Annotated in this window: 15 protein-coding genes and 1 pseudogene; 11 read left to right on the top strand and 5 right to left on the bottom strand. The window is 61.2% G+C overall.

The genetic code is table 11. From position 1 onward, the window contains the following. The first annotated feature begins 6 nt into the window (after nt 1-6). Nucleotides 7-504 (top strand): LptE family protein, encoded by a 498-nt coding sequence (locus M6689_RS13085; protein ID WP_298272509.1) that lies wholly within the window; start codon nt 7-9, stop codon nt 502-504. Between the two features lie 3 nt (nt 505-507). Continuing rightward, nucleotides 508-1,503 carry a DNA polymerase III subunit delta gene (gene holA, locus M6689_RS13080; RefSeq protein WP_298272507.1) on the top strand — a complete coding sequence of 332 codons (996 nt, stop codon included), beginning with the start codon at nt 508-510 and terminating at the stop codon, nt 1,501-1,503. Nucleotides 1,504-1,594: 91 nt separating this feature from the next. Here holA and rpsT read toward each other — a convergent pair whose 3' ends face one another. The 4 genes and pseudogenes from rpsT to M6689_RS13060 all read right to left on the bottom strand — a co-directional run bounded on the left by rpsT (nt 1,595) and on the right by M6689_RS13060 (nt 5,769). Further along, nucleotides 1,595-1,858, bottom strand: a complete 264-nt coding sequence (gene rpsT / locus M6689_RS13075; protein WP_298272505.1) for a 30S ribosomal protein S20 — start codon at nt 1,856-1,858, stop codon at nt 1,595-1,597. Between the two features lie 179 nt (nt 1,859-2,037). Then, nucleotides 2,038-3,402: a cytochrome C gene (locus M6689_RS13070; protein ID WP_298272503.1), complete on the bottom strand. Its 1,365-nt coding sequence runs from the start codon at nt 3,400-3,402 to the stop codon at nt 2,038-2,040. Between the two features lie 142 nt (nt 3,403-3,544). Continuing rightward, entirely contained in the window at nt 3,545-3,868 is a 324-nt protein-coding gene (locus tag M6689_RS13065; protein ID WP_298272502.1) for a hypothetical protein, read from the bottom strand. A gap of 139 nt (nt 3,869-4,007) precedes the next feature. Further along, nucleotides 4,008-5,769, bottom strand: a pseudogene (locus M6689_RS13060) (DUF3373 family protein). A gap of 367 nt (nt 5,770-6,136) precedes the next feature. Here M6689_RS13060 and miaB point away from each other — a divergent pair. From miaB to M6689_RS13015, 9 genes are all read left to right on the top strand, one after another. Next, nucleotides 6,137-7,462 carry a tRNA (N6-isopentenyl adenosine(37)-C2)-methylthiotransferase MiaB gene (miaB, locus tag M6689_RS13055; RefSeq protein ID WP_298272500.1) on the top strand — a complete coding sequence of 442 codons (1,326 nt, stop codon included), beginning with the start codon at nt 6,137-6,139 and terminating at the stop codon, nt 7,460-7,462. Further along, nucleotides 7,455-8,000, top strand: a complete 546-nt coding sequence (locus M6689_RS13050) for a bifunctional nuclease domain-containing protein (protein ID WP_298272498.1) — start codon at nt 7,455-7,457, stop codon at nt 7,998-8,000. The genes miaB and M6689_RS13050 overlap by 8 nt, the downstream gene beginning before the upstream one ends. Nucleotides 8,001-8,063: 63 nt before the next feature. Then, on the top strand, nt 8,064-9,128 hold the full coding sequence (locus M6689_RS13045) for a M42 family metallopeptidase (protein ID WP_298272496.1): 1,065 nt from the start codon (nt 8,064-8,066) through the stop codon (nt 9,126-9,128). A 151-nt stretch (nt 9,129-9,279) separates the two neighbouring features. Continuing rightward, a complete protein-coding gene (gene guaB / locus M6689_RS13040) occupies nt 9,280-10,755 on the top strand; it encodes an IMP dehydrogenase (protein ID WP_298272494.1) in 1,476 nt (491 codons plus the stop codon). Then, entirely contained in the window at nt 10,752-12,314 is a 1,563-nt protein-coding gene (gene guaA / locus M6689_RS13035; RefSeq protein ID WP_298272492.1) for a glutamine-hydrolyzing GMP synthase, read from the top strand. The genes guaB and guaA overlap by 4 nt, the downstream gene beginning before the upstream one ends. A 12-nt stretch (nt 12,315-12,326) precedes the next feature. Continuing rightward, complete coding sequence (locus M6689_RS13030) at nt 12,327-12,971, top strand: ferritin family protein (RefSeq protein ID WP_298272490.1); 645 nt, start codon at nt 12,327-12,329, stop codon at nt 12,969-12,971. A gap of 118 nt (nt 12,972-13,089) precedes the next feature. After that, nucleotides 13,090-13,746, top strand: a complete 657-nt coding sequence (locus tag M6689_RS13025; protein WP_298272487.1) for an HAD-IA family hydrolase — start codon at nt 13,090-13,092, stop codon at nt 13,744-13,746. A 12-nt stretch (nt 13,747-13,758) separates the two neighbouring features. Further along, nucleotides 13,759-15,516 carry an aldehyde ferredoxin oxidoreductase family protein gene (locus tag M6689_RS13020; RefSeq protein WP_298272485.1) on the top strand — a complete coding sequence of 586 codons (1,758 nt, stop codon included), beginning with the start codon at nt 13,759-13,761 and terminating at the stop codon, nt 15,514-15,516. 155 nt (nt 15,517-15,671) lie between these two features. Further along, on the top strand, nt 15,672-16,844 hold the full coding sequence (locus M6689_RS13015) for a class II aldolase/adducin family protein (RefSeq protein WP_298272482.1): 1,173 nt from the start codon (nt 15,672-15,674) through the stop codon (nt 16,842-16,844). A gap of 7 nt (nt 16,845-16,851) precedes the next feature. Here M6689_RS13015 and M6689_RS13010 read toward each other — a convergent pair whose 3' ends face one another. Next, the gene (locus M6689_RS13010) at nt 16,852-18,027 is read right to left on the bottom strand and encodes a PAS domain-containing sensor histidine kinase (protein WP_298272480.1); all 1,176 of its coding nucleotides are present in this window, start codon (nt 18,025-18,027) and stop codon (nt 16,852-16,854) included. Nucleotides 18,028-18,213: the final 186 nt, after the last annotated feature.

The following is an 18,213-nucleotide window of genomic DNA, read 5'->3' as shown; positions in this document are numbered from 1 at the left end:
CGTACGATGCGCGCATGGTTGCCGACGGCGCTTTGCGCGATGCTCATCTCCGGTTGCGGCTATCATGTTGCGAAGGTGAACCAGGAACTCGCCGGCAAGACGGTGGAGATAGCCATCTTTGCCAACAAGAGCTACCGCCCCAATATCGAGGCGAAAGTGGCCGATCTCCTGGTGGACGAATTCGTCAGGCGGGAAGGGGGCTCCGTCGTCGAGTCGGGGGGGGAAACCGTCATCGAGGGGACGATTCTCTCCTACGGGACGACGGCGGTTTCCTATACCGCAGCCGATACGGTCAAGGAGTACCGCGCCACCATGACGACCGAAGTCATCATCAGAAAGCGGGAAACCGGCCGGGTCCTCTGGAAGGGGACCCTGGCGGCAACGCAGGACTTTCCCGCCAACGATGATCTCGTGCTGCAACAAAACAGCGAGGATACCGCCATCAGGGAGATCTGCCGCAAGCTTGCGCGCGACGTATTCATGCACGTCGTCGAGGATTTCTGAACCATGAAAGTCGAAGAATTCGACAAGGCATCCGCACGGGGGGAAATTGCCCCCCTTTATTATTTCTATGGTGATGAGCCCTATCTCATGGAACGGGCGGTAAAGCGTCTCCAGGAGCTTGTGGTTGCGCCGGATTTCAGGGACTTCAATCTCGATGTCTTTCACGGCAATGAATGCAAGGGAGACGAAATCGCCATGGCGGCCCAGACCCTGCCGATGTTCGCCGACCGCCGGCTGGTCCTCGTCAAGCGGGCAGGGGAGCTCTCTGCCGCCGCCTTGGAGACCCTCACCCCCTGCATCACCGACCCGTCGCCAGGAACCTGCCTCGTTTTCGTGGGGGAGAAGATCGATCAGAGGAAAAAGTTTTTCCTGGAACTGAAGAAGCGGGGAGAGCTTGTGGAATGCAAGCGCCCCTACGAGAATCAGCTTGGCAACTTCATTCGGGAAGAGGCGCGGGGGCTGGGGAAACGCATCGAGCCGGCGGCCGCCGAGATGCTCGTGTATCTCGCCGGGAACAATCTGAGCGAGCTTGCCGCGCAGCTCGGGAAGGTCACCACGTTCGTCGGTTCCCGCGATACGGTGACGGTGGGGGATGTTCGCGAGGTGGTCTCCGACACCAGGGTGGAGAGTGTCTTCGATCTTGCCAACGCGCTCGGCGAGCGCGACCTGGCCAGGTCGCTCCGCAGTCTCTCGACAATCCTGCGCGATGGAGAGGCGCCGCTCATGCTCCTGGCCATGATCGCCCGCCATTTTCGCCAGCTCTGGCGCGTCCGGGAGCTCTTGGCGCAGAAGGTGTCACCTCCGGATATTGCCAGGGCAACCGGGATCAATCCCTACTTTCTCAAGGGGGTGGTGGAACAGGCGCGCAAATTCACCGTCAGGGAGCTTGCGGCTGTTTTCGAAGCGCTCTACAAGTCCGATCTGGCCCTCAAGGGGGGGGAGCGAAAGCCGGCCCTGACGATGGAGCGACTAGTCATGGATATCTGCGGAGGGCGCTAAAGGGCGCTTGCCGACAGGGCTGCTGCGGGTGGAAACAAGAAAAGGGGCACCACGGGAGGTGCCCCTTTTCTTGTTGTGTGCGAGCTTCCTGTCAGCCGAGGGTGTTTACGAGCTTGGAGAGGCGGGAAACGTTGCGCGACGCGTTGGAGCTGTGGATGATCCCCTTGGAGGCTGCCTTGTCGATGACCGGTATGGCTGCCTGGAGAGCTTCCTTGGCAAGGGTGGCGTCTTTAGCCTCTACAGCCTCGCGTACACGCTTTATGAAAGTCCGCAGGGTAGAGCGGATATGTTTGTTTCTCAGGCACTTCTTCTTGTTTTGCTTGATTCTCTTAAGGGCCGACTTGTGATGAGCCAAACTGCACCTCCGTTGCGTATGTGTCTATGGTGATTGAAGTGATTATCGAAAGTGAAATAAATATCACCGGGGTGCCTTGCTGTCAATAAAAAAATACCCGAGGACGGGGCGGCGTGGGAGAAAAAAGAGGGGGTGGGAAGTCCCACCCCCTGATTGCAGGAAGGAGGTTACTGCGGGTGTTACCAATCTTCTTGCTGCTTCTTGATCATAAAGTTGAAGTAGATCTCCGGATTGGTCAGCTTGCTGATCTCCTTGTCCGAGTAGCCAAGGGCCTTGAAGTTGAGCACGCCGTTGACGCCGTGGCAATTGACGCAGTTCAGCGCCTTGCTCTTGGTTATCAGGTGATTGCTGCCGAAATAGATCGTCTGCCAGCCGGGGACCGGTTTGTAATCCTTGATTCCCAGCGTCTTGGCGGCGGAGGCTACGCCGGCAAGGGTGTCGCCGGTCGCCATGGGGGGGGCAAAATCCATCGACATTAGCTTGCCGTCTTTCTGATTGTAAAAGGCCTTGCCGATAAAAATCTTGAACGGATAGATCTTGCTCGACTTGTCCTTGCGGCTCCCCTTGGGGCCGATGAAGTGGGGGGTGTTGCTGACCGTCTTGTTGTACCATGCATAGACTGGCACGGTTTCGTTCGCTTCTTTCTTGAGGGTGGTCGGTTCATAGAAGCCGTCGGAACCCTTCTCCCACTTGGTGAAATCCTTGGCTACGGCGCCGCCGGTCCTGGGGATGTGGCAGGTCTGACAGGCGATGCGCGCCGTGTGACGGTTGTATGCTTCATCCTTGTGGGGCTTCTCGGTGTGACAGCCGACGCAGCTTAAATGAACGCCGTCGTTGGCCCAGTTGTTCGGATCGAAACCGGTCGGGATCTTGTGGTCCCTGGTCTTATGGCAGTCGACGCAGGTCATCCCTTTGGCGGCATGCACATCGGTGTCAGCGGTGAAGGCAAAGCCGCGCTTCACCAATACCCCGCCGCCGGCCGACTCGTGACAGACCATGCAGTTTTTCACGGTCGGTTTGGTAATGCTGAGGGCCGCCTTGGTGCTGCGGTCCTGCCCCATGACGATCCGCCCCTGCTCATCCTTGGAAGGCTTGCGCTGACGGAAGTCGTAGCTGCCAGAATGGCAGACGAGGCAGTCGATGGCCTGTTCCGCCTTCTTCCCCGTACTCCCTACATCGGAGAGGTGGTTGCCGGGGTGGCAGGTGTTGCACCCCGTAAACTTGGTTTTCCCTTCCGCGTTCTTGGGGATTTCCTTCAGGTTGTTGACGATGTCGTTGCCGTTGCACATGGTGTAGATACGGTTCTTCATCCCGTACTCTTCTTTCGGGTCCAGGTTGTCGACGTTCGTCACCTTGGAGGCGTGTTTCCAGTGAACGGTATCGAGAAACTTCCTGGCCGTGTCGGGGTGACAGGTCTCACAGGTTTCCGGGCCTTTGTACCCGTTTTTTTCGATGTACTCTTTCCCCGGATGCTCTGCGGCGCTTACTGCTATCGCCGTCAACATCGACAGCGAAATCACGGCTAGTGTGGCTGTTGTTTTCATCTCTACCTCGCGTTTGATGTGTGTTCAGAGTGAAGTTTAGGTTCAACTAATAATTCATATAAGCATATAATTGCAGCAAGAAAATTGCAGCCTCGGGTCTGGAGGCTGCAGGTCATAGCATCCGATATCCGGCGGTGTTCCCTCAGCAGCCGGCGGTTTTGCGGAAAAGTTTGCTGTGATTTTTCCCGCCCTCAGTCTCAAACTTGCAGCGGATTTCGTCCCCTTCCACGATGCGGTGGTCCTTAAACTTGTCGAGGGTCAGATCGTCGGTAATGGAAATGACGACGTTCTTACTGGACTTGTTGTCCTTCAGGGTGGCGGTGGCCGACTTGCCGCCGGCGGCCAGATCGATTTTCTGGATGACCCCGATCATCTTCACTTCTTCTGCGTGGGCTACGCGGGAGAACGAAACGGTGCCGAGGGCCATGAGGGTGAGTGCCATGACGACGGAGACTGCTTTTTTCATTGTTCTGCTCCTTTTCTGTCGGCCGGATGTCGGTCTTAAGACCGTGGCCTTGTACTGATGGCGGGGGGAGATCCCCCCACCGTTGGTCAATGGGTGTCCTTCGAACTGTGCCACTCAAGGGCGGCTTCCTTCGTCAATGCTAGAAGTGTACCTCGAATGTTGCATAGATATCCTGTGCATATTTTACCGGGGTCAGCAGAAGCATGTCGGACTGCTTGATGTCGGCGATCTTCACCGGTGCGCCGACCCAGTTGTTGCTGCCGGTGTACTCGAAGTCGTAGTACTGGTAGCCGAGGCGGAAGAAGACCTTGCTCAGGTAGGAGGAGATCGGCTTCAGGTTCAGCTCCTGGATCAGGTAGCCTTCATAGACGTTGCCGCGGGTCCCCAGCTTGGAGGTCCACATGTCGTCGGCTGCGGGGGCGAAGGTGATCCAGTTCTTGGAGCCGTGGTTGTACTCGAAGCCGAGCTTGGTATTGGTCGGCGTGTAGTCGTAGCGGGCGCCGACATAGGCAGCCCAGCCGGTCTTGTCGCTCGGTGCCTCGGGCTGGAAGAAACCGCCGGTCAGAAGTCCCTGGAAGCCGGCATTGGCGGAAACGTTGTTGTTGGGGTGGGTGATGCTGACGCCTAAGTCGCCGAAGAAGTTCAGCTTGCCCGGACCGATGTCCTTCAGGGTGCTCATGGCGCCGGCGCCGTACCAGTCGATGTCGCCGAGATCAACCGACGGGGCGGTATTGCCGAATGCCGTGTTGTTCATGACCGGGAAGTCGAAGATGTTGAAGCCCCGGTTCCATTGCAGCCAGACCCGCAGCGGATCGGTGTCGACCGGAACGATGGCGACGCCGAGCATGTCGGTGTCTTTCAGGCTGTTGGAGGCGGCGAGGGAGTTGCCGACGAAGCCGTTCTCATAGCCGCGGCCGTAACAGACCTTGGCGTAGGCACCGGGAAGCGCCTCGATGTCCGGGGCCCAGCCGAGGGTCATCCCGTCAAAGGCGTAGTCGACCAGCAGCGCCGGGGTGCCGCCGTTGCCGGGACGTTCGTTGTTGAGGCGCAGGTTGGACGGTGCTCCGCCGGTGGAGGGGCGGCGGCCGACCGGAGAACCAGATCGGCTGGTCGGCGATGTTGGACCAGGTGGCGTAGGCGCGGTCCACGTCGAGGAAGCCCGACGATGGGATGTGGCCGAGGGTGCCGTCGAAGACCCCGACCCGGTCGGCAAAGAACGGGGTGCTTCCGCCGTTGGTCACGGCCGAATCATCCTGGGAGCCGAAGGTCTTGTAGGCGAGGAGCCGGACATTGACCGTCACGTCCTGGGTCGCCTTGGCATGGAGGTCAAGGCCGAAGCGGTTGGTGTAGAGGGTGTCATTCTTCGGCTTGAAAGACGGAACCTGAGCGGCAAACTGCCCCAGTCCCTGCACGAGACCGGCATTCATCGGGTTTGTCATGAAAGCTGCCGCCTGGCTGTAAGTCGTGGCAGCGTTCATGCTTTGCTGGAATTGCGAAAGAGCCGTAAGCGCGCCAGCAGTCGACATATTGAAGGGCGCGGCGCCGAAGTAGGTGGAGGAGCCGGCAGCCGTGGAAGGATTGGCGAAAAAGTCGGCTTGCAACGCGTTCTGAGCGTTGGTGAAGGTGCCATTGACGTCCGTATACGCAGCGGTCTTGCCCCGCAGCGAGTCGACCCGGAACCGGTAGTCGCCGCCGATGGTCAGCCATTTGCTGAGGGACTTGCCTTCGACCCTGTCCACCTTGCGGTCCGCGTCCTTCATCTGCTGCTTCAGGCCCTCCAGCTCCTTCTCCAGGGAATCGACCTTCTTCTGCAGCTCCTGATCGGCCGCAAGCGCTGCCAGGGGCTGGCAGAGGCCGAGGAGTACCGCCCCGGTGAGGATTTTGCGGGTGGTGCGTTTCATGTCTTCTCCTTTCTTGTACTGTTTCTGTGCTGCTGAAATGTCCGCCGATGCGGGAAAAGAGCCGGCAGTCGCCCTTGACCGATCACCTCCTTGATGACGGCCCTTTTCTCGTGTCGCCACATCAGCGGCGCGCAATGCATTCATGTATATGAATGAAGCAACTGGTGTGCCGATTCGTAACTATTCGAAAATATGTGGATACGAATATTCGAAGTGTCAATTATCTCTATAGATTGACGTTTTTTGGCGGGCCGATACGGTTTTTTGACGCAGTCGCTGGGGACGGGGAGATAGGCGCAAATCGCAGTTGACGCATTGCGCGCAAATCCCGTAGTATCAAACGGATTATCAAGGGGAAAAAATTACGGTGACAAACGAGAAACTGCTCTACATCGAAACCTTCGGCTGCCAGATGAACGTGAGCGATTCCGAAAAGATCGCATCGCTTCTGAAGGGGCTCGGCTATACATCAACCGACGATTCGTCCCGGGCGGACCTGATCATCCTCAATACCTGCAGCGTCCGGGCGAAGGCGGAGGAGAAGGTCTACGGACATCTCGGCAGCTTCAAGGGGATGAAGCGGGAAAAGAAAGGGCTGCTGCTCGGCGTCGGCGGCTGTGTCGCCCAGCAGGAGGGGGAGCGGCTTCTGAAGAAGGTGCCGTGGCTGGACCTGGTCTTCGGTACCCACAATCTTCATCTCCTGCCGGAAATGGTGCGGGCTGCCGAGCATGGGGAGCGGCGCGCCGAGGTCCAGTTCATCGACAGCGATACCCGGCTCGACCTCTTCCCCGGGGGGGAGGCCGATGGCGGCATCACCCGCTTTGTGACCGTAATGCAAGGGTGCGACAATTTCTGCTCCTATTGCATCGTTCCATACGTGCGCGGCCGGGAGGTCAGCCGCCGCTCCTCCGATATCTTCGCGGAGATCTGCAGTGCCGTTGCCGCCGGTGTGAAGGAGGTGACGCTCCTCGGCCAGAATGTCAACTCCTACGGGCTCAATGCGGATGGTGAGATTTCCTTTGCGGAGCTGCTGCGCCGGATTGCCGCCATCGACGGTCTGGAGCGGATCCGCTTCACCACCTCCCACCCGAAGGATATCTCGCGGGAGCTCATCGCCTGTTTCGCGGAGCTCCCGAAGCTGTGCGGACACATTCACCTGCCGGCCCAGGCGGGGAGCGACGCGGTCCTTGCGCGGATGAACCGTGGGTACACCCGGCGGCAGTATCTCGGGATGGTTTCCGACCTGAAGAGGGCTCGCCCCGGGATCCAGATCACGGGGGACATCATCGTCGGCTTTCCCGGCGAGACGGAGGAGGATTTCGAGCAGACCCTCTCCCTGGTGGAGGAGGTGGACTACGCCGATCTCTTTACCTTCATCTACTCGGAGCGCCCCGGGACGAAGGCCGCCGAGCTTTCCGGCGCCATCCCGCGTAAAGAGAAACAGCAGCGTTTCGACCGCCTGCAGGAGCTGCTGCGGGTCATGACGCGCCGTCGCAACGAGAGTTTCGTCGGCACGCGCCAGAAGGTTCTCGTTGAAGGGGTGAGCAAGCGGGGAGACCAGCTCTTCGGACGCACCGACGGTAACAGGGTTGTGAATTTCCCAGCCGATCCGGCGCTTGTGGGGGAAATCGCGGAGGTGGCGATCACCTTCGGTTACCAGAATTCACTCTTGGGGGAACGGGTCCATGACTGACACTGCCGGGGCAAAGGGTACCACCGACGGTCGCCCCTCCTATGTGAAGATGTCCATTTACGGTTTCGCCCTCGATTCGATCGCCCAGATGCCGGTCGTCATCCTCAAGGATGCCGATGAGGAGAGCACGCTTCCCCTGTGGCTCAACAGCACGGACGCCCTGTACATGGTGGCCGAGCTGATCAGGAATGACGCCTCTGCCAAGAGTGACCGGAAAGACCTCCTGGCGGCGCTGCTCGATTATCTCGGAACCGAGGTGGCCGAAATTGCCATCGACGACATGAAGGACGGGCTCGTCACTGCATCGGTCAACCTGGAGCTTGGCGGGGAGATGGTAAAGCTCGGGGTCCGCACCTCAGAGGCCCTCGTCCTCGCCCTCAAGCACTCCCTGCCGGTCATGGTCGCCAGTTGCCTCCTCGAGAATTCTCCCGTTGTCTCTGACGAGCCGGAAGGACGGTTCACGAAGCTTGACGAGCGCCGTTTCGTCGATTTCCTGGAAAACCTCGATCCGGCCGATCTCGGCAAGTACCCGATGTAATAAGGTAATAAGGTGCCTGGTCCATCGCCAAGCGCCGGCACACGTCCCAGGAGGGGGGCATCCATGCGGCCAGAATCTCTCGATTTCCTCACGCGTCTCGTCGAGGCGCCGAGTCCGTCCGGATACGAACAGCCTGCCCAGCGGATCTTCCGCGAATACATCTCGCCCTTCGCCGAGGTGACGACCGACGTGATGGGGAACGTCATCGGCCGGATCCCGGGGGACGGCGAGGGGGTGCCAAGGGTGATGCTCGTGGGGCACTCGGACGAGGTCGGCTTCCAGGTGAAGTACGTCGACGACAACGGTTTCATCTACTTTGCCGCCATCGGCGGCGTCGACGCCCATCTCACCCCCGGCAAGCGGGTTCGCGTCCATACGGCACAAGGGGAGATTGCCGGTGTCATTGGCAAGAAGCCGATCCACCTCATGGAGGAAGAGGACCGGAAGAAGGTGGTCCGGCTCGATGCCCAGTACATCGACATCGGCGCGGTCAATAAGAAGGAGGTTCAGGAGCTTGTCCGGGTCGGTGATGCCGTGACCTTTGCCGACGGCCTGGAGCGTCTCCTGGGCGACCGGGTAGCATCGCGGGCCTTCGACGACAAGGCGGGAAGCTTCGTGGTGGCCGAGGTGCTCCGGACGGTGGCCCAGGCGGGTGCGAAGCTCCCGGTCGACCTCTATGGCGTCTCCTCGGTGCAGGAGGAGATCGGCCTGCGGGGTGGCACCACCAGCGCCTACAGCGTCAATCCCGACGTCGGCATCTGCGTGGAGGTCGACTTCGCCACCGATCAGCCTGACGTGGAGAAGAAGCACAACGGCGAGGTGAAGCTGGGGCAGGGGCCGATCCTGCCCCGGGGGGCGAACATCAACCATCCCCTTTTCGATCTGCTTTCATCGACCGCCGGGCGCGAAGGGATTCCGGTGCAGTACACCGGCATCCCCCGTGCCTCCGGCACTGACGCCAACGTGATGCAGATCTCCCGTGGCGGCGTCGCCACCGCCCTGGTAAAGATTCCCCTCCGCTACATGCATACACCGGTGGAACTCCTCTCCCTCTCCGATCTGGAGAATGCCGTCCGGCTCATCGTCGCAGCGCTGCCGGGGATGGCGGGAGACTTCATCCCGCGGTGATTTGCGACGGTTTGACATCATCCCTGGTTTTGACGGTCACGGGTCACGGTTACGAGTAACCGACTTTAATTCCTTTTAGCTTGACTCTGTATCCCCCCTCCGTTAGTCTTTCCGGTTAATATTTTGAGAGTTATTCACAAAGGAGTCCGTGATGCTAGATGAAACGATTCCGGAAGGGCTGACCTTCGACGATGTCCTCCTTGTTCCCGCCCACTCCCAGATCCTCCCGCGCGACGTAAACCTCACCACACGCCTTACGAAGAACATCCACCTCAACATCCCGCTCGTCTCGGCCGCCATGGATACGGTCACCGAGGCCCGCACCGCCATTTGCATGGCGCGAGAGGGGGGGCTCGGCATCATCCACAAGAACCTCACCGTCGAGGAGCAGGCGATGGAGGTGGACAAGGTCAAGAAGAGCGAGTCGGGGATGATCGTGGATCCGATCACCATGCGCCCCACCCAGAAGATCCACGAGGCTCTTGCCATGATGGAGAAGTACCGGATCTCCGGTGTCCCGATCACCAACTCGAAGGGGAAGCTGGTCGGCATCCTTACCAATCGGGACCTTCGCTTTGAAACGAATCTCGATCTTCCCATTTCCGCCCGCATGACCAAGAGACGCCTCGTCACCGTGCCGGTAGGCACCACCCTCGAAGAGGCGAAGGAGCACTTGAAGAATACCCGGGTCGAGAAACTCCTCGTGGTGGATGGGGACAAGAACCTGAAGGGGCTCATCACCATCAAGGACATCGAGAAGGTGAGGAAGTATCCCAACGCCTGCAAGGATGCCCTCGGGCGCCTGCGGGTCGGTGCCGCCGTAGGCCCCACCGGCGACATGGAGGCCCGGGTCGACGCCCTCGTCAAGGCGGGTGTCGACGTGATCGTGGTCGATACGGCCCACGGGCACTCCCAGGGAGTTCTCGACGCCATCAGGACCGCCAAGGCGAATTTCCCGGGGATAGACCTGATCGCCGGCAACATCGCCACCGCCGAGGCTGCCGAGGCCCTCATCAAGGCCGGAGTCGATGCCATCAAGGTCGGGATCGGTCCCGGCTCCATCTGCACCACCCGCGTCGTGGCCGGGGTGGGGGTACCCCAGATCAGCGCCATTGCCCAGTGCGCGAAGGTAGCCCGCAAGTACGACATCCCCCTCATCGCCGACGGCGGCGTGAAGTACTCGGGTGACGTCACCAAGGCGGTGGCCGCCGGGGCCGACGTCATCATGATCGGTTCCCTCTTCGCCGGCACCGAGGAGTCGCCGGGCGACACCATCCTCTATCAGGGGCGGGCCTACAAGAGCTACCGCGGCATGGGCTCCATCGGCGCCATGAAGCAGGGGAGCAAGGACCGCTATTTCCAGAGCGACGTGGAGAGCGAAGTGAAGCTCGTTCCCGAGGGGATCGAGGGGATGGTGCCGCTGCGGGGACCGCTGGGGGCCAACGTCCACCAGCTCATGGGGGGCTTGAGGGCCGGCATGGGGTACACCGGCAGCCACAGCATCAGGGAACTCCAGGAGAAGGGGCGCTTCATCCGCATCACCGGGGCGGGGCTCAAGGAGTCCCACGTCCATGACGTCATGATCACCAAGGAGGCCCCGAACTACCGGGTCGAAAATGTCCGATGAACATCGACATCCATAGCGAAAAGATTCTCATTCTCGACTTCGGTTCCCAGTACACCCAGCTCATCGCCCGGCGGGTGCGCGAGGCCCACGTCTACTGCGAGCTCCACCCCTTCGACATGGATCTGGCGGCGATCCGCGCCTTCGCACCTTCGGGAATCATCCTCTCCGGCGGCCCCAAGTCAGTCTACGAGGAAGGGGCGCCGTCGGTGACCGAGGAGCTCTTCGAGCTGGGGGTCCCGGTGCTCGGGATCTGCTACGGGATGCAGCTCATGAGCCGCCACTTCGGCGGCGAGGTGGTGCCGGCCGGCAAGCGGGAGTTCGGCCACGCGGAACTTCTGGCATGCGGTCTGCCCGGTCCCCTCTTCGACGGCTTCTTCGTCGAGGGGAAGAGCCCGGTCTGGATGAGCCACGGCGACCACGTCTCCCGGGTCCCTGCCGGGTTCGAGGTGGTGGCGGAGACCGCCAATGCCCCGGTCTGCGCCATCCAGGATGTAGCCCGCCGCCTTTACGGCGTGCAGTTCCACCCCGAGGTGAACCATACCCCCCGGGGGGAACTGCTGATCGACACCTTTGTGCGGAAGGTCTGCGGCTGCACCGGCAGATGGACCCCCGGCCAGATCATCGAGGACGCCGTGGAGCGGATCCGGAGCCAGGTGGGGAGCGACCGGGTGATCCTCGGCCTCTCCGGCGGGGTGGACTCGTCGGTGGCGGCGGCCCTCATCCACCGCGCCATCGGCGATCAGCTCACCTGCGTCTTCGTCGACAACGGGCTTCTTCGCCTCGGCGAGGGGGACCAGGTGATGGCGACCTTTGCCGAAAACCTGGGGGTGAAGGTGATCCGGGTGGATGCCGAGGAGCGGTTTCTCTCGGCCCTGGCCGGTGAGGCCGATCCGGAGAAGAAACGCAAGATCATCGGGAACCTCTTCGTGGAGATCTTCGAGGAGGAGTCGGCGAAGATCGAAGACGCGAGGTGGCTCGCCCAGGGGACCATCTACCCCGACGTCATCGAGTCGGCAGGCGCCAAGACCGGCAAGGCCCACAACATCAAGAGCCACCACAATGTCGGCGGTCTTCCCGAGTACATGACGCTGAAGCTCCTGGAGCCCCTCCGGGAGCTGTTCAAGGACGAGGTGCGGGCCATCGGCGAGGAGCTGGGGCTGCCGCACCAGATGGTCTGGCGCCATCCGTTCCCGGGCCCGGGGCTCGGCGTGCGGATCCTGGGCGAGGTGCGGAAGAAGTACGCCGACATCCTGCGCCGGGCCGATGCGATCTATATAGAGGAGCTCTATGCCGCCGGCCACTACGACAAGATCAGCCAGGCCTTTGCCGTCTTCCTGCCGGTGAAGAGCGTCGGCGTCATGGGGGACGGGCGCACCTACGAGTACGTCGTGGCGCTGCGGGCGGTGGAGACCAAGGACTTCATGACCGCCGGCTGGTATCCGTTGCCCTATGATGATATGGCCCGGATCAGCAGCCGGATCATCAACGAGGTGAAGGGGGTCAATCGCGTGGTGTACGACATATCCAGCAAGCCCCCTGCCACCATCGAGTGGGAGTAGGAAGTCCGGAGAATGAATCGGAAGGCGCCGGAAACGGCGCCTTTTTTCATGCCGTTTCCATCGGATGCGCCGCCGCGGGCGCCGCTGCTCTGCCCGGGAATTCCCCATTTGTGCTATACTTTTTATACAAGAGATGAAAAGCGCGAAATTCCAGGGAAGGGAGGGAGAAGTATGAACATCTTCGACTGTGCGCTGAAAATGGAACAGGATGCAAAGGCTCATTACGAACAACTGGCCGAGGCGGCCCCGGTGCCGGAGCTTAAAAATCTGTTCGGCATGCTCGCGGCGGCGGAAACGGAACATTACGACTCGCTGATGAAGATGAAGGAAGATCCTTCTTCAGAAGGGGGAGAATTCAAGGCTCTGAAGGAAGCGGCATGCGCCTTTCGCCCCTTGCTCGACAAGCGGGACGTGATCGCCGGACTGAAAGGAGATGAGGACGGTTACCAGCACGTCGTCAAGGAAGAGGAAGATAGTGTCAGGTTCTATGAAGAGCTTCTCGGGAAGGCAGAAGACGAGAGAACGCGGAACCTCCTGCAGGCGCTGATCGAGGAGGAGAAGCGTCATCTGAGCATCATCGAGAATATCTATGCATTTGTCGAAACGCCCCAGACCTATCTGGCGTGGGGTGAGTTCAGCAACCTGAAGGAATACTGACTCCGACCCCATGGCGTGGTGGCCGGCCTGTCCGCCTGAGCGGGCAGGCTTTTTTCTTGCGACCTGCTTGGCAGTCCCGTTATAGTTAAGCGATTAATCAACTCTCCGGAGTAACGGCGTGCCCAATTCCGCAGAACTTATCATCTTCGACCTTGACGGAACGTTGATCGATTCCCTTGCCGACCTGACCGACGCCACGAACCAGATGCTCGCTTCCTGCGGCAGGGGGGCGCTGTCGGAATCCGAGGTGCGCCTGCTCGTGGGGCAGGGGGCGCGCCGGCTCGTGGAGCGGGCACTGCCGGGGGCACCTCCGGGCGAGATCGAGCGGGGGCTCGAACTCTTCATTGCCTACAATTACGCCCATATTGCCGACAAGACGCGGCTTTACCCAGGCGTCCGCGAGATTCTCGACACGCTTCTTTCCCGCGGCAGGCGGCTTGCCGTAATTTCCAACAAGAATGTCTCCCTTTGCCGTGAGGTTCTGTCGATTCTCGGCGTGGGTCACCTGTTCGAGGAAGTGCTGGGTGCCGACTCGCTACCCTTTCGCAAGCCTTCCCCCGAGCCGGTGATGAAACTGCTGGCGGATTTCGGCGTCGGGCCGGAGCGGGCGGTGATGGTCGGCGACAGCATCAACGACATCGCGGCGGGTCAAGGCGCCGGTGTTGTCACGGTCGGCTGCACGTGGGGGTACGGAGAGCCCTCCGAGCTGGCCGGGGCCGACTACCGGGTTGACAGCGTAGCCGATCTGCTGCATATCGGCGTTATTGCCGGATAAGAAGGTAAGTATATGGTGTCAAGCGTGAAGACTTTGGGGTGGACGGAAACCGTACTCCGGGTCGACTTGTCCGCACGGAAATCGTGGCGCGATGCGATACCCCGGGATCTTCTCCACGCCTACCTGGGGGGGCGTGGGCTCGGGGTGCGGTTCATGCGGGACCATTTCCGGCTCAATCCCTTCGATGCGGAGATCCCCCTGATCTTTTCCGTCGGCCCCCTCTGCGGCACACCGGCTCCCACCGCGGCACGTCTCACAGTGGTCACCCGTTCACCGCTTACCGGCACCATCTACGACTGCTCGGCCGGCGGCCGTTTTGCCTGGCGCCTGAAGGGGGCTGGGCTCGATGCCGTGGTGGTTACGGGTAGGAGCGCGGTCCCGGTCGCGCTGGTCATCTCTCCCGATGGGGCCGAAATCGTCGAGGTGCCGCAGCTCTGGGGACGAACGGTGCCCGATACGGTCTCGGCCCTTTCCGGGCGCGGCAGCGTGGCTGCCATCGGACCCGCCGGCGAAAAAGGGGTCCTCTTCGCCAACATCATGATGGGGGAGGGGAACTCGGTCGGTCGCGGGGGGCTTGGCGCGGTTATGGGGGCCAAGAACCTCAAGGCGGTCGTCGCCAGCGGCGACCGGCAGACGGGGATCGCCGATCCCCAGCGCTTCGACGTCGCCCGGCAGGACGTGATGCGGCTCTTCAGGGCCTCGCCCATCATCTTCGGCGAACTCGGCATCTCCGAATACGGCACCCCGGCGCTTGTGGATCTCATGCGCCAGCGGCGGATGGTCCCCACCGAAAACTTCCGCCGGACGGTCTTCGAGGCGTCGGGAAACTATTCCGGGCCCGCCATCCGCCGTGATTACAACGCCCGGAAGGACGGCTGCTACGGCTGTCCCATCCAGTGCAAGAAGAGCACTCCCGAGGGTGAGCCCCTTCCGGAGTACGAAACGGTCTCCCACTTCGGGGCGTTGAACGGCATCGCCTCCCTTGCCTCCATCGTCAGGTCCAACACTCTCTGCAACGAGCTCGGCCTGGATACCATCTCGGCTGCCGCAACCCTCTCCGCCTGGGGGGAGGCACGGGGGAGGTTTCCCACCGCCGACGAAGTGCCGGGGCTTTTGCGCGACACGGCAATGCGCGTCGGGGAGGGGGAGCTGCTGGCCCTCGGTTCGTGCCGGGTTGCGGAGCGCCTGGGGCGGCCCGAGCTCTCCATGAGCGTCAAGGGGCTGGAGCTTCCCGCCTACGACCCGCGCGGCGCCTACGGCATGGCGCTCGCCTACTGCACGAGCAACCGGGGCGGCTGCCACCTGCGGGCCTACCCCATTTCCCACGAGATCCTGAGAAAGCCCGTCCCCACCGACCGCTTCTCCTTCTCGGGAAAGGCGCGGATCATCGCCATCGCCGAGGATACCAACGCCGCGGTCGACTCACTGGTGGCATGCAAGTTCTCCTTTTTCGGGGCGACCCTGGAGGAATATGCCGAGCTCCTCGCCGCCACCACCGGCGTCGACTACTCCCCTCAGTCGCTGAAGGAGATCGGCCGACGGATCTGTCTCACCGAGCGCTTCTACAACTGCACCAACGGCTTCGGCATGAAGGACGATCTTCTTCCTGAGCGCTTCTTTGCGGAACCGGGTTCCAGTGGCGAGGGGATCGAGATTCCCCCCGTCGATCGAACGCGGTTTGCCGAGGAGCTGCAGAAGTACTACCGCATCCGGGGGCTTACCACAGAAGGGACGTTTGACGATCCGGACTTCTTGCTGAATCAACCGTAAAAAAGCCGTTAACCACGGGGGGCACAGAGGGTCACAGAGGAAGCCACGTCTTTACCTCCTGGTCCTCTGCGGTTCAATCTATTGGGGTTTATGAAATGCCGGAAAGAACACTTGATGTGCAATCAAAACATGTGAGACGGTAATCGGGTAAGTATATGCTTGGCCAGATCGCCAGATTTACGAACAAGCTCATCGCCGACCACTCGGCCCATCCGCGGGAGATCGCCTTCGCTGCCCAGGACGATATCATCGTTGCCGACGGCAACCCGGAGCTGGCTCGGCTCGCCGGCGAGCTCCTCTCCCGGCTCTCCTGTCTCGGGATGGCGGTGGCGCGTCCTGCGCTCCCCTTCGCCGACTTCCTCGTGGCCCGGACGCCCCGGGATGAGTCCCACATCGTTCCCCGCGACACGGAGACGCGCACCTTTCTCCATGACATCCCGTTTCTGCGGCGCGGCGCGCTGGGAGATGATCCCGCCGCGAAAATCGCGCGGCTTCTCGGCAACCGCAAGGGGATCATCGTCGAGGGGACCGGGATTGTCGCCAGCGGCGCTCTCACGGTGGAGCAGGCGTACATCAACTGGTCTTCTATCTTCCACTCCGCCTTCGTCAAGTATCTGCAAGACGTCCTTCACGGCGGTTTCCTCCTTCCGGGAGAGGCGGAGGCCTTTGACGCCTTCAGGAGAGGGTGGCTCCGTCCCCTGACTGCCGAGGGGCTCGTCTTCAGGGAAGGGCCCCTGACCGACCCCGGCGAGATACTGGACGAGATCGCCGCCGTCGGCCGCTACACGGTGGAGCGGGGGCTGGTGGATTCGTTTTTCGGCAACATCTCCTGCAAGTCCGGCGGGGTCATCTACATCTCCCAGACCGCGGCGAGCCTCGATGCCCTCGATGGCTGCATCGACCCGGTGCCGACGGACAATTCGTCAACCTTCGGCATCACCGCGTCGAGCGAACTGCTGGCGCATCGCCGCATCTACGAGCAGTCAGGCGCTTCGACCATCCTGCACGGCCATCCCAAATTCGCCGTGGTGATGAGCATGGAGTGCGCCGAGCGAAATTGCACGGTCACCGACTGCTGGAAGGACTGCGACAGGGTCCGCTTTCTGGGCGATACGCCGGTGGTGGCGGGGGAGATCGGGGCGGGGGGGCTTGCGAAACGGGTTCCGCCTGTGATCGCGGGGCCCCGCAAGGCGGTGGTCTATGGCCATGGGGTCTTCACGGTCGGGGAGCGCGGCTTTGGCGATGCCTTCCGGTCGATGGTCGAGGTTGAGAACTGGTGTCGTGATGCCTATTTCAGGGCGCTGGAGGGGAAGCTGGCGAAGGGGTGACTACCGGTTAGTGGTCGTGCTGGGAAAAGAGTTTGGGGATGGTGATGCGGAAGGTGGTTCCCTCCGGCTCCCTGCTTGTGAAGGAGACCTTCCCCTTGAGGTACCGTTCTCCGAACAGCCGCACGCTGTAGGTTCCAATGCCGCGCCCGGTGCTGCTTTTTGTGCTGAACGAGCGCTGAAATATCTGCAACTGGACTTCCGAAGGCATCTCCCCCGCGTTGTGGACCGCGAAGGTGATCGTGTCGCCGTCGTCCATGCTTGACAGGGTAACCGTTTCGCCCCGGTCTGACGCCTCCAGGGCGTTCTTGACCAGGTTGCCGAGAATCCGGCGAAGGATTGCCCCATCGCTCTCTATCAGGGCCGGAACAATCGTCCCCAGAACGAGGTTGCGTCCCGCGGCGATGTCGTGACTGGCATACAGGGCGTGCATCTCCCGCATCAGACCGGGCACGTCGACAATACCCACCTCGGGAATGAATTCCCCTCTTTCCGCCGCCAGAAGTTTCCGTTGATGGTTGATCTCGTCGATGAGACGGTTCGAGAGGAGGACCATCCACTCCTTGTACTGCCGCTCCTTTTCGGGCGACAACTCGGCGTTCTCCACCAGCATGGAGGCGATGCCGTGGATTCCTCCGGCAGTATTGACCACATCATGGAAAAAGACCCGTTCAAGGATGCTGCGGCGCTTCTGGTCGCTGATGTCGCGAAGGATGCAGACGGTCAGGGGGATGCCGTCGACCGTGGCCGGGGCGGCGGTAACCTCCAGGTCGAGGGAGGTCCCGCCGTCGCGCGCCAGGGAGAGATGGCACTCATGGCAGCTCTGAACCTTGCGTTCCTGGCATTCGAGGATCGAAAGGAGGGTACCGCAGACCGAACAGTGGCTGGAAGTGCCGCAACCATCCGGACCAACGGTCGAGAAGATGCAGCCAAGGGCTTCGCCGGAGCGCTCGGCAAGGATCTGGCCGATGTTGTTGAAGCCGAACGCGTCCAGCAGGCGGGTATTGGCCGACACCACTTGCCGTTCGCGGTTGAGAACCAGCACGTAGTCCGGCAGTGCGTCGATCAGGGACTGCAACGTTGCGTCCGAGAGGATGCGCCGATGAGTTGCGGAGACTTCCTCCATGCCGGCACGGCGCGGTGACGCGTAGTACGTTTTCGGTGTTTCCGGGGAGGTAATATTCATCGCCGTTATCTCGCCTGCTGCCAACGCTGGATGTCCATTTCCTTTTTCGAATCTATCGGTTCTTTACGGCTCAGTCAATCCTGTTAATGCACGGCCGGAACAATTCGCGGAAGCACATGGGAAGGGGAGATGTGAAGAGAGGGAGTGTGTCGGTAAATTGACTAAAAGAGGGCATTTTCGTAAATT

Source organism: Geobacter sp., assembly GCF_027327745.1.
In the GTDB taxonomy this organism is placed as follows: domain Bacteria; phylum Desulfobacterota; class Desulfuromonadia; order Geobacterales; family Geobacteraceae; genus Geobacter.
This window is presented reverse-complemented; position numbering and strand designations above follow the sequence as displayed.

Coding starts and splice junctions, on each gene's coding strand:
- M6689_RS13020 (WP_298272485.1), top strand. CDS start 13,759: ATGGTGTCAAGCGTGAAGACTTTGGGGTGGACGGAAACCGTACTCCGG.
- M6689_RS13030 (WP_298272490.1), top strand. CDS start 12,327: ATGAATCGGAAGGCGCCGGAAACGGCGCCTTTTTTCATGCCGTTTCCA.
- M6689_RS13065 (WP_298272502.1), bottom strand. CDS start 3,868: ATGAAAAAAGCAGTCTCCGTCGTCATGGCACTCACCCTCATGGCCCTC.
- M6689_RS13085 (WP_298272509.1), top strand. CDS start 7: ATGCGCGCATGGTTGCCGACGGCGCTTTGCGCGATGCTCATCTCCGGT.
- holA (WP_298272507.1), top strand. CDS start 508: ATGAAAGTCGAAGAATTCGACAAGGCATCCGCACGGGGGGAAATTGCC.
- M6689_RS13015 (WP_298272482.1), top strand. CDS start 15,672: ATGCTTGGCCAGATCGCCAGATTTACGAACAAGCTCATCGCCGACCAC.
- M6689_RS13050 (WP_298272498.1), top strand. CDS start 7,455: ATGACTGACACTGCCGGGGCAAAGGGTACCACCGACGGTCGCCCCTCC.
- guaB (WP_298272494.1), top strand. CDS start 9,280: ATGCTAGATGAAACGATTCCGGAAGGGCTGACCTTCGACGATGTCCTC.
- M6689_RS13045 (WP_298272496.1), top strand. CDS start 8,064: ATGCGGCCAGAATCTCTCGATTTCCTCACGCGTCTCGTCGAGGCGCCG.
- M6689_RS13070 (WP_298272503.1), bottom strand. CDS start 3,402: ATGAAAACAACAGCCACACTAGCCGTGATTTCGCTGTCGATGTTGACG.
- guaA (WP_298272492.1), top strand. CDS start 10,752: ATGAACATCGACATCCATAGCGAAAAGATTCTCATTCTCGACTTCGGT.
- M6689_RS13010 (WP_298272480.1), bottom strand. CDS start 18,027: ATGAATATTACCTCCCCGGAAACACCGAAAACGTACTACGCGTCACCG.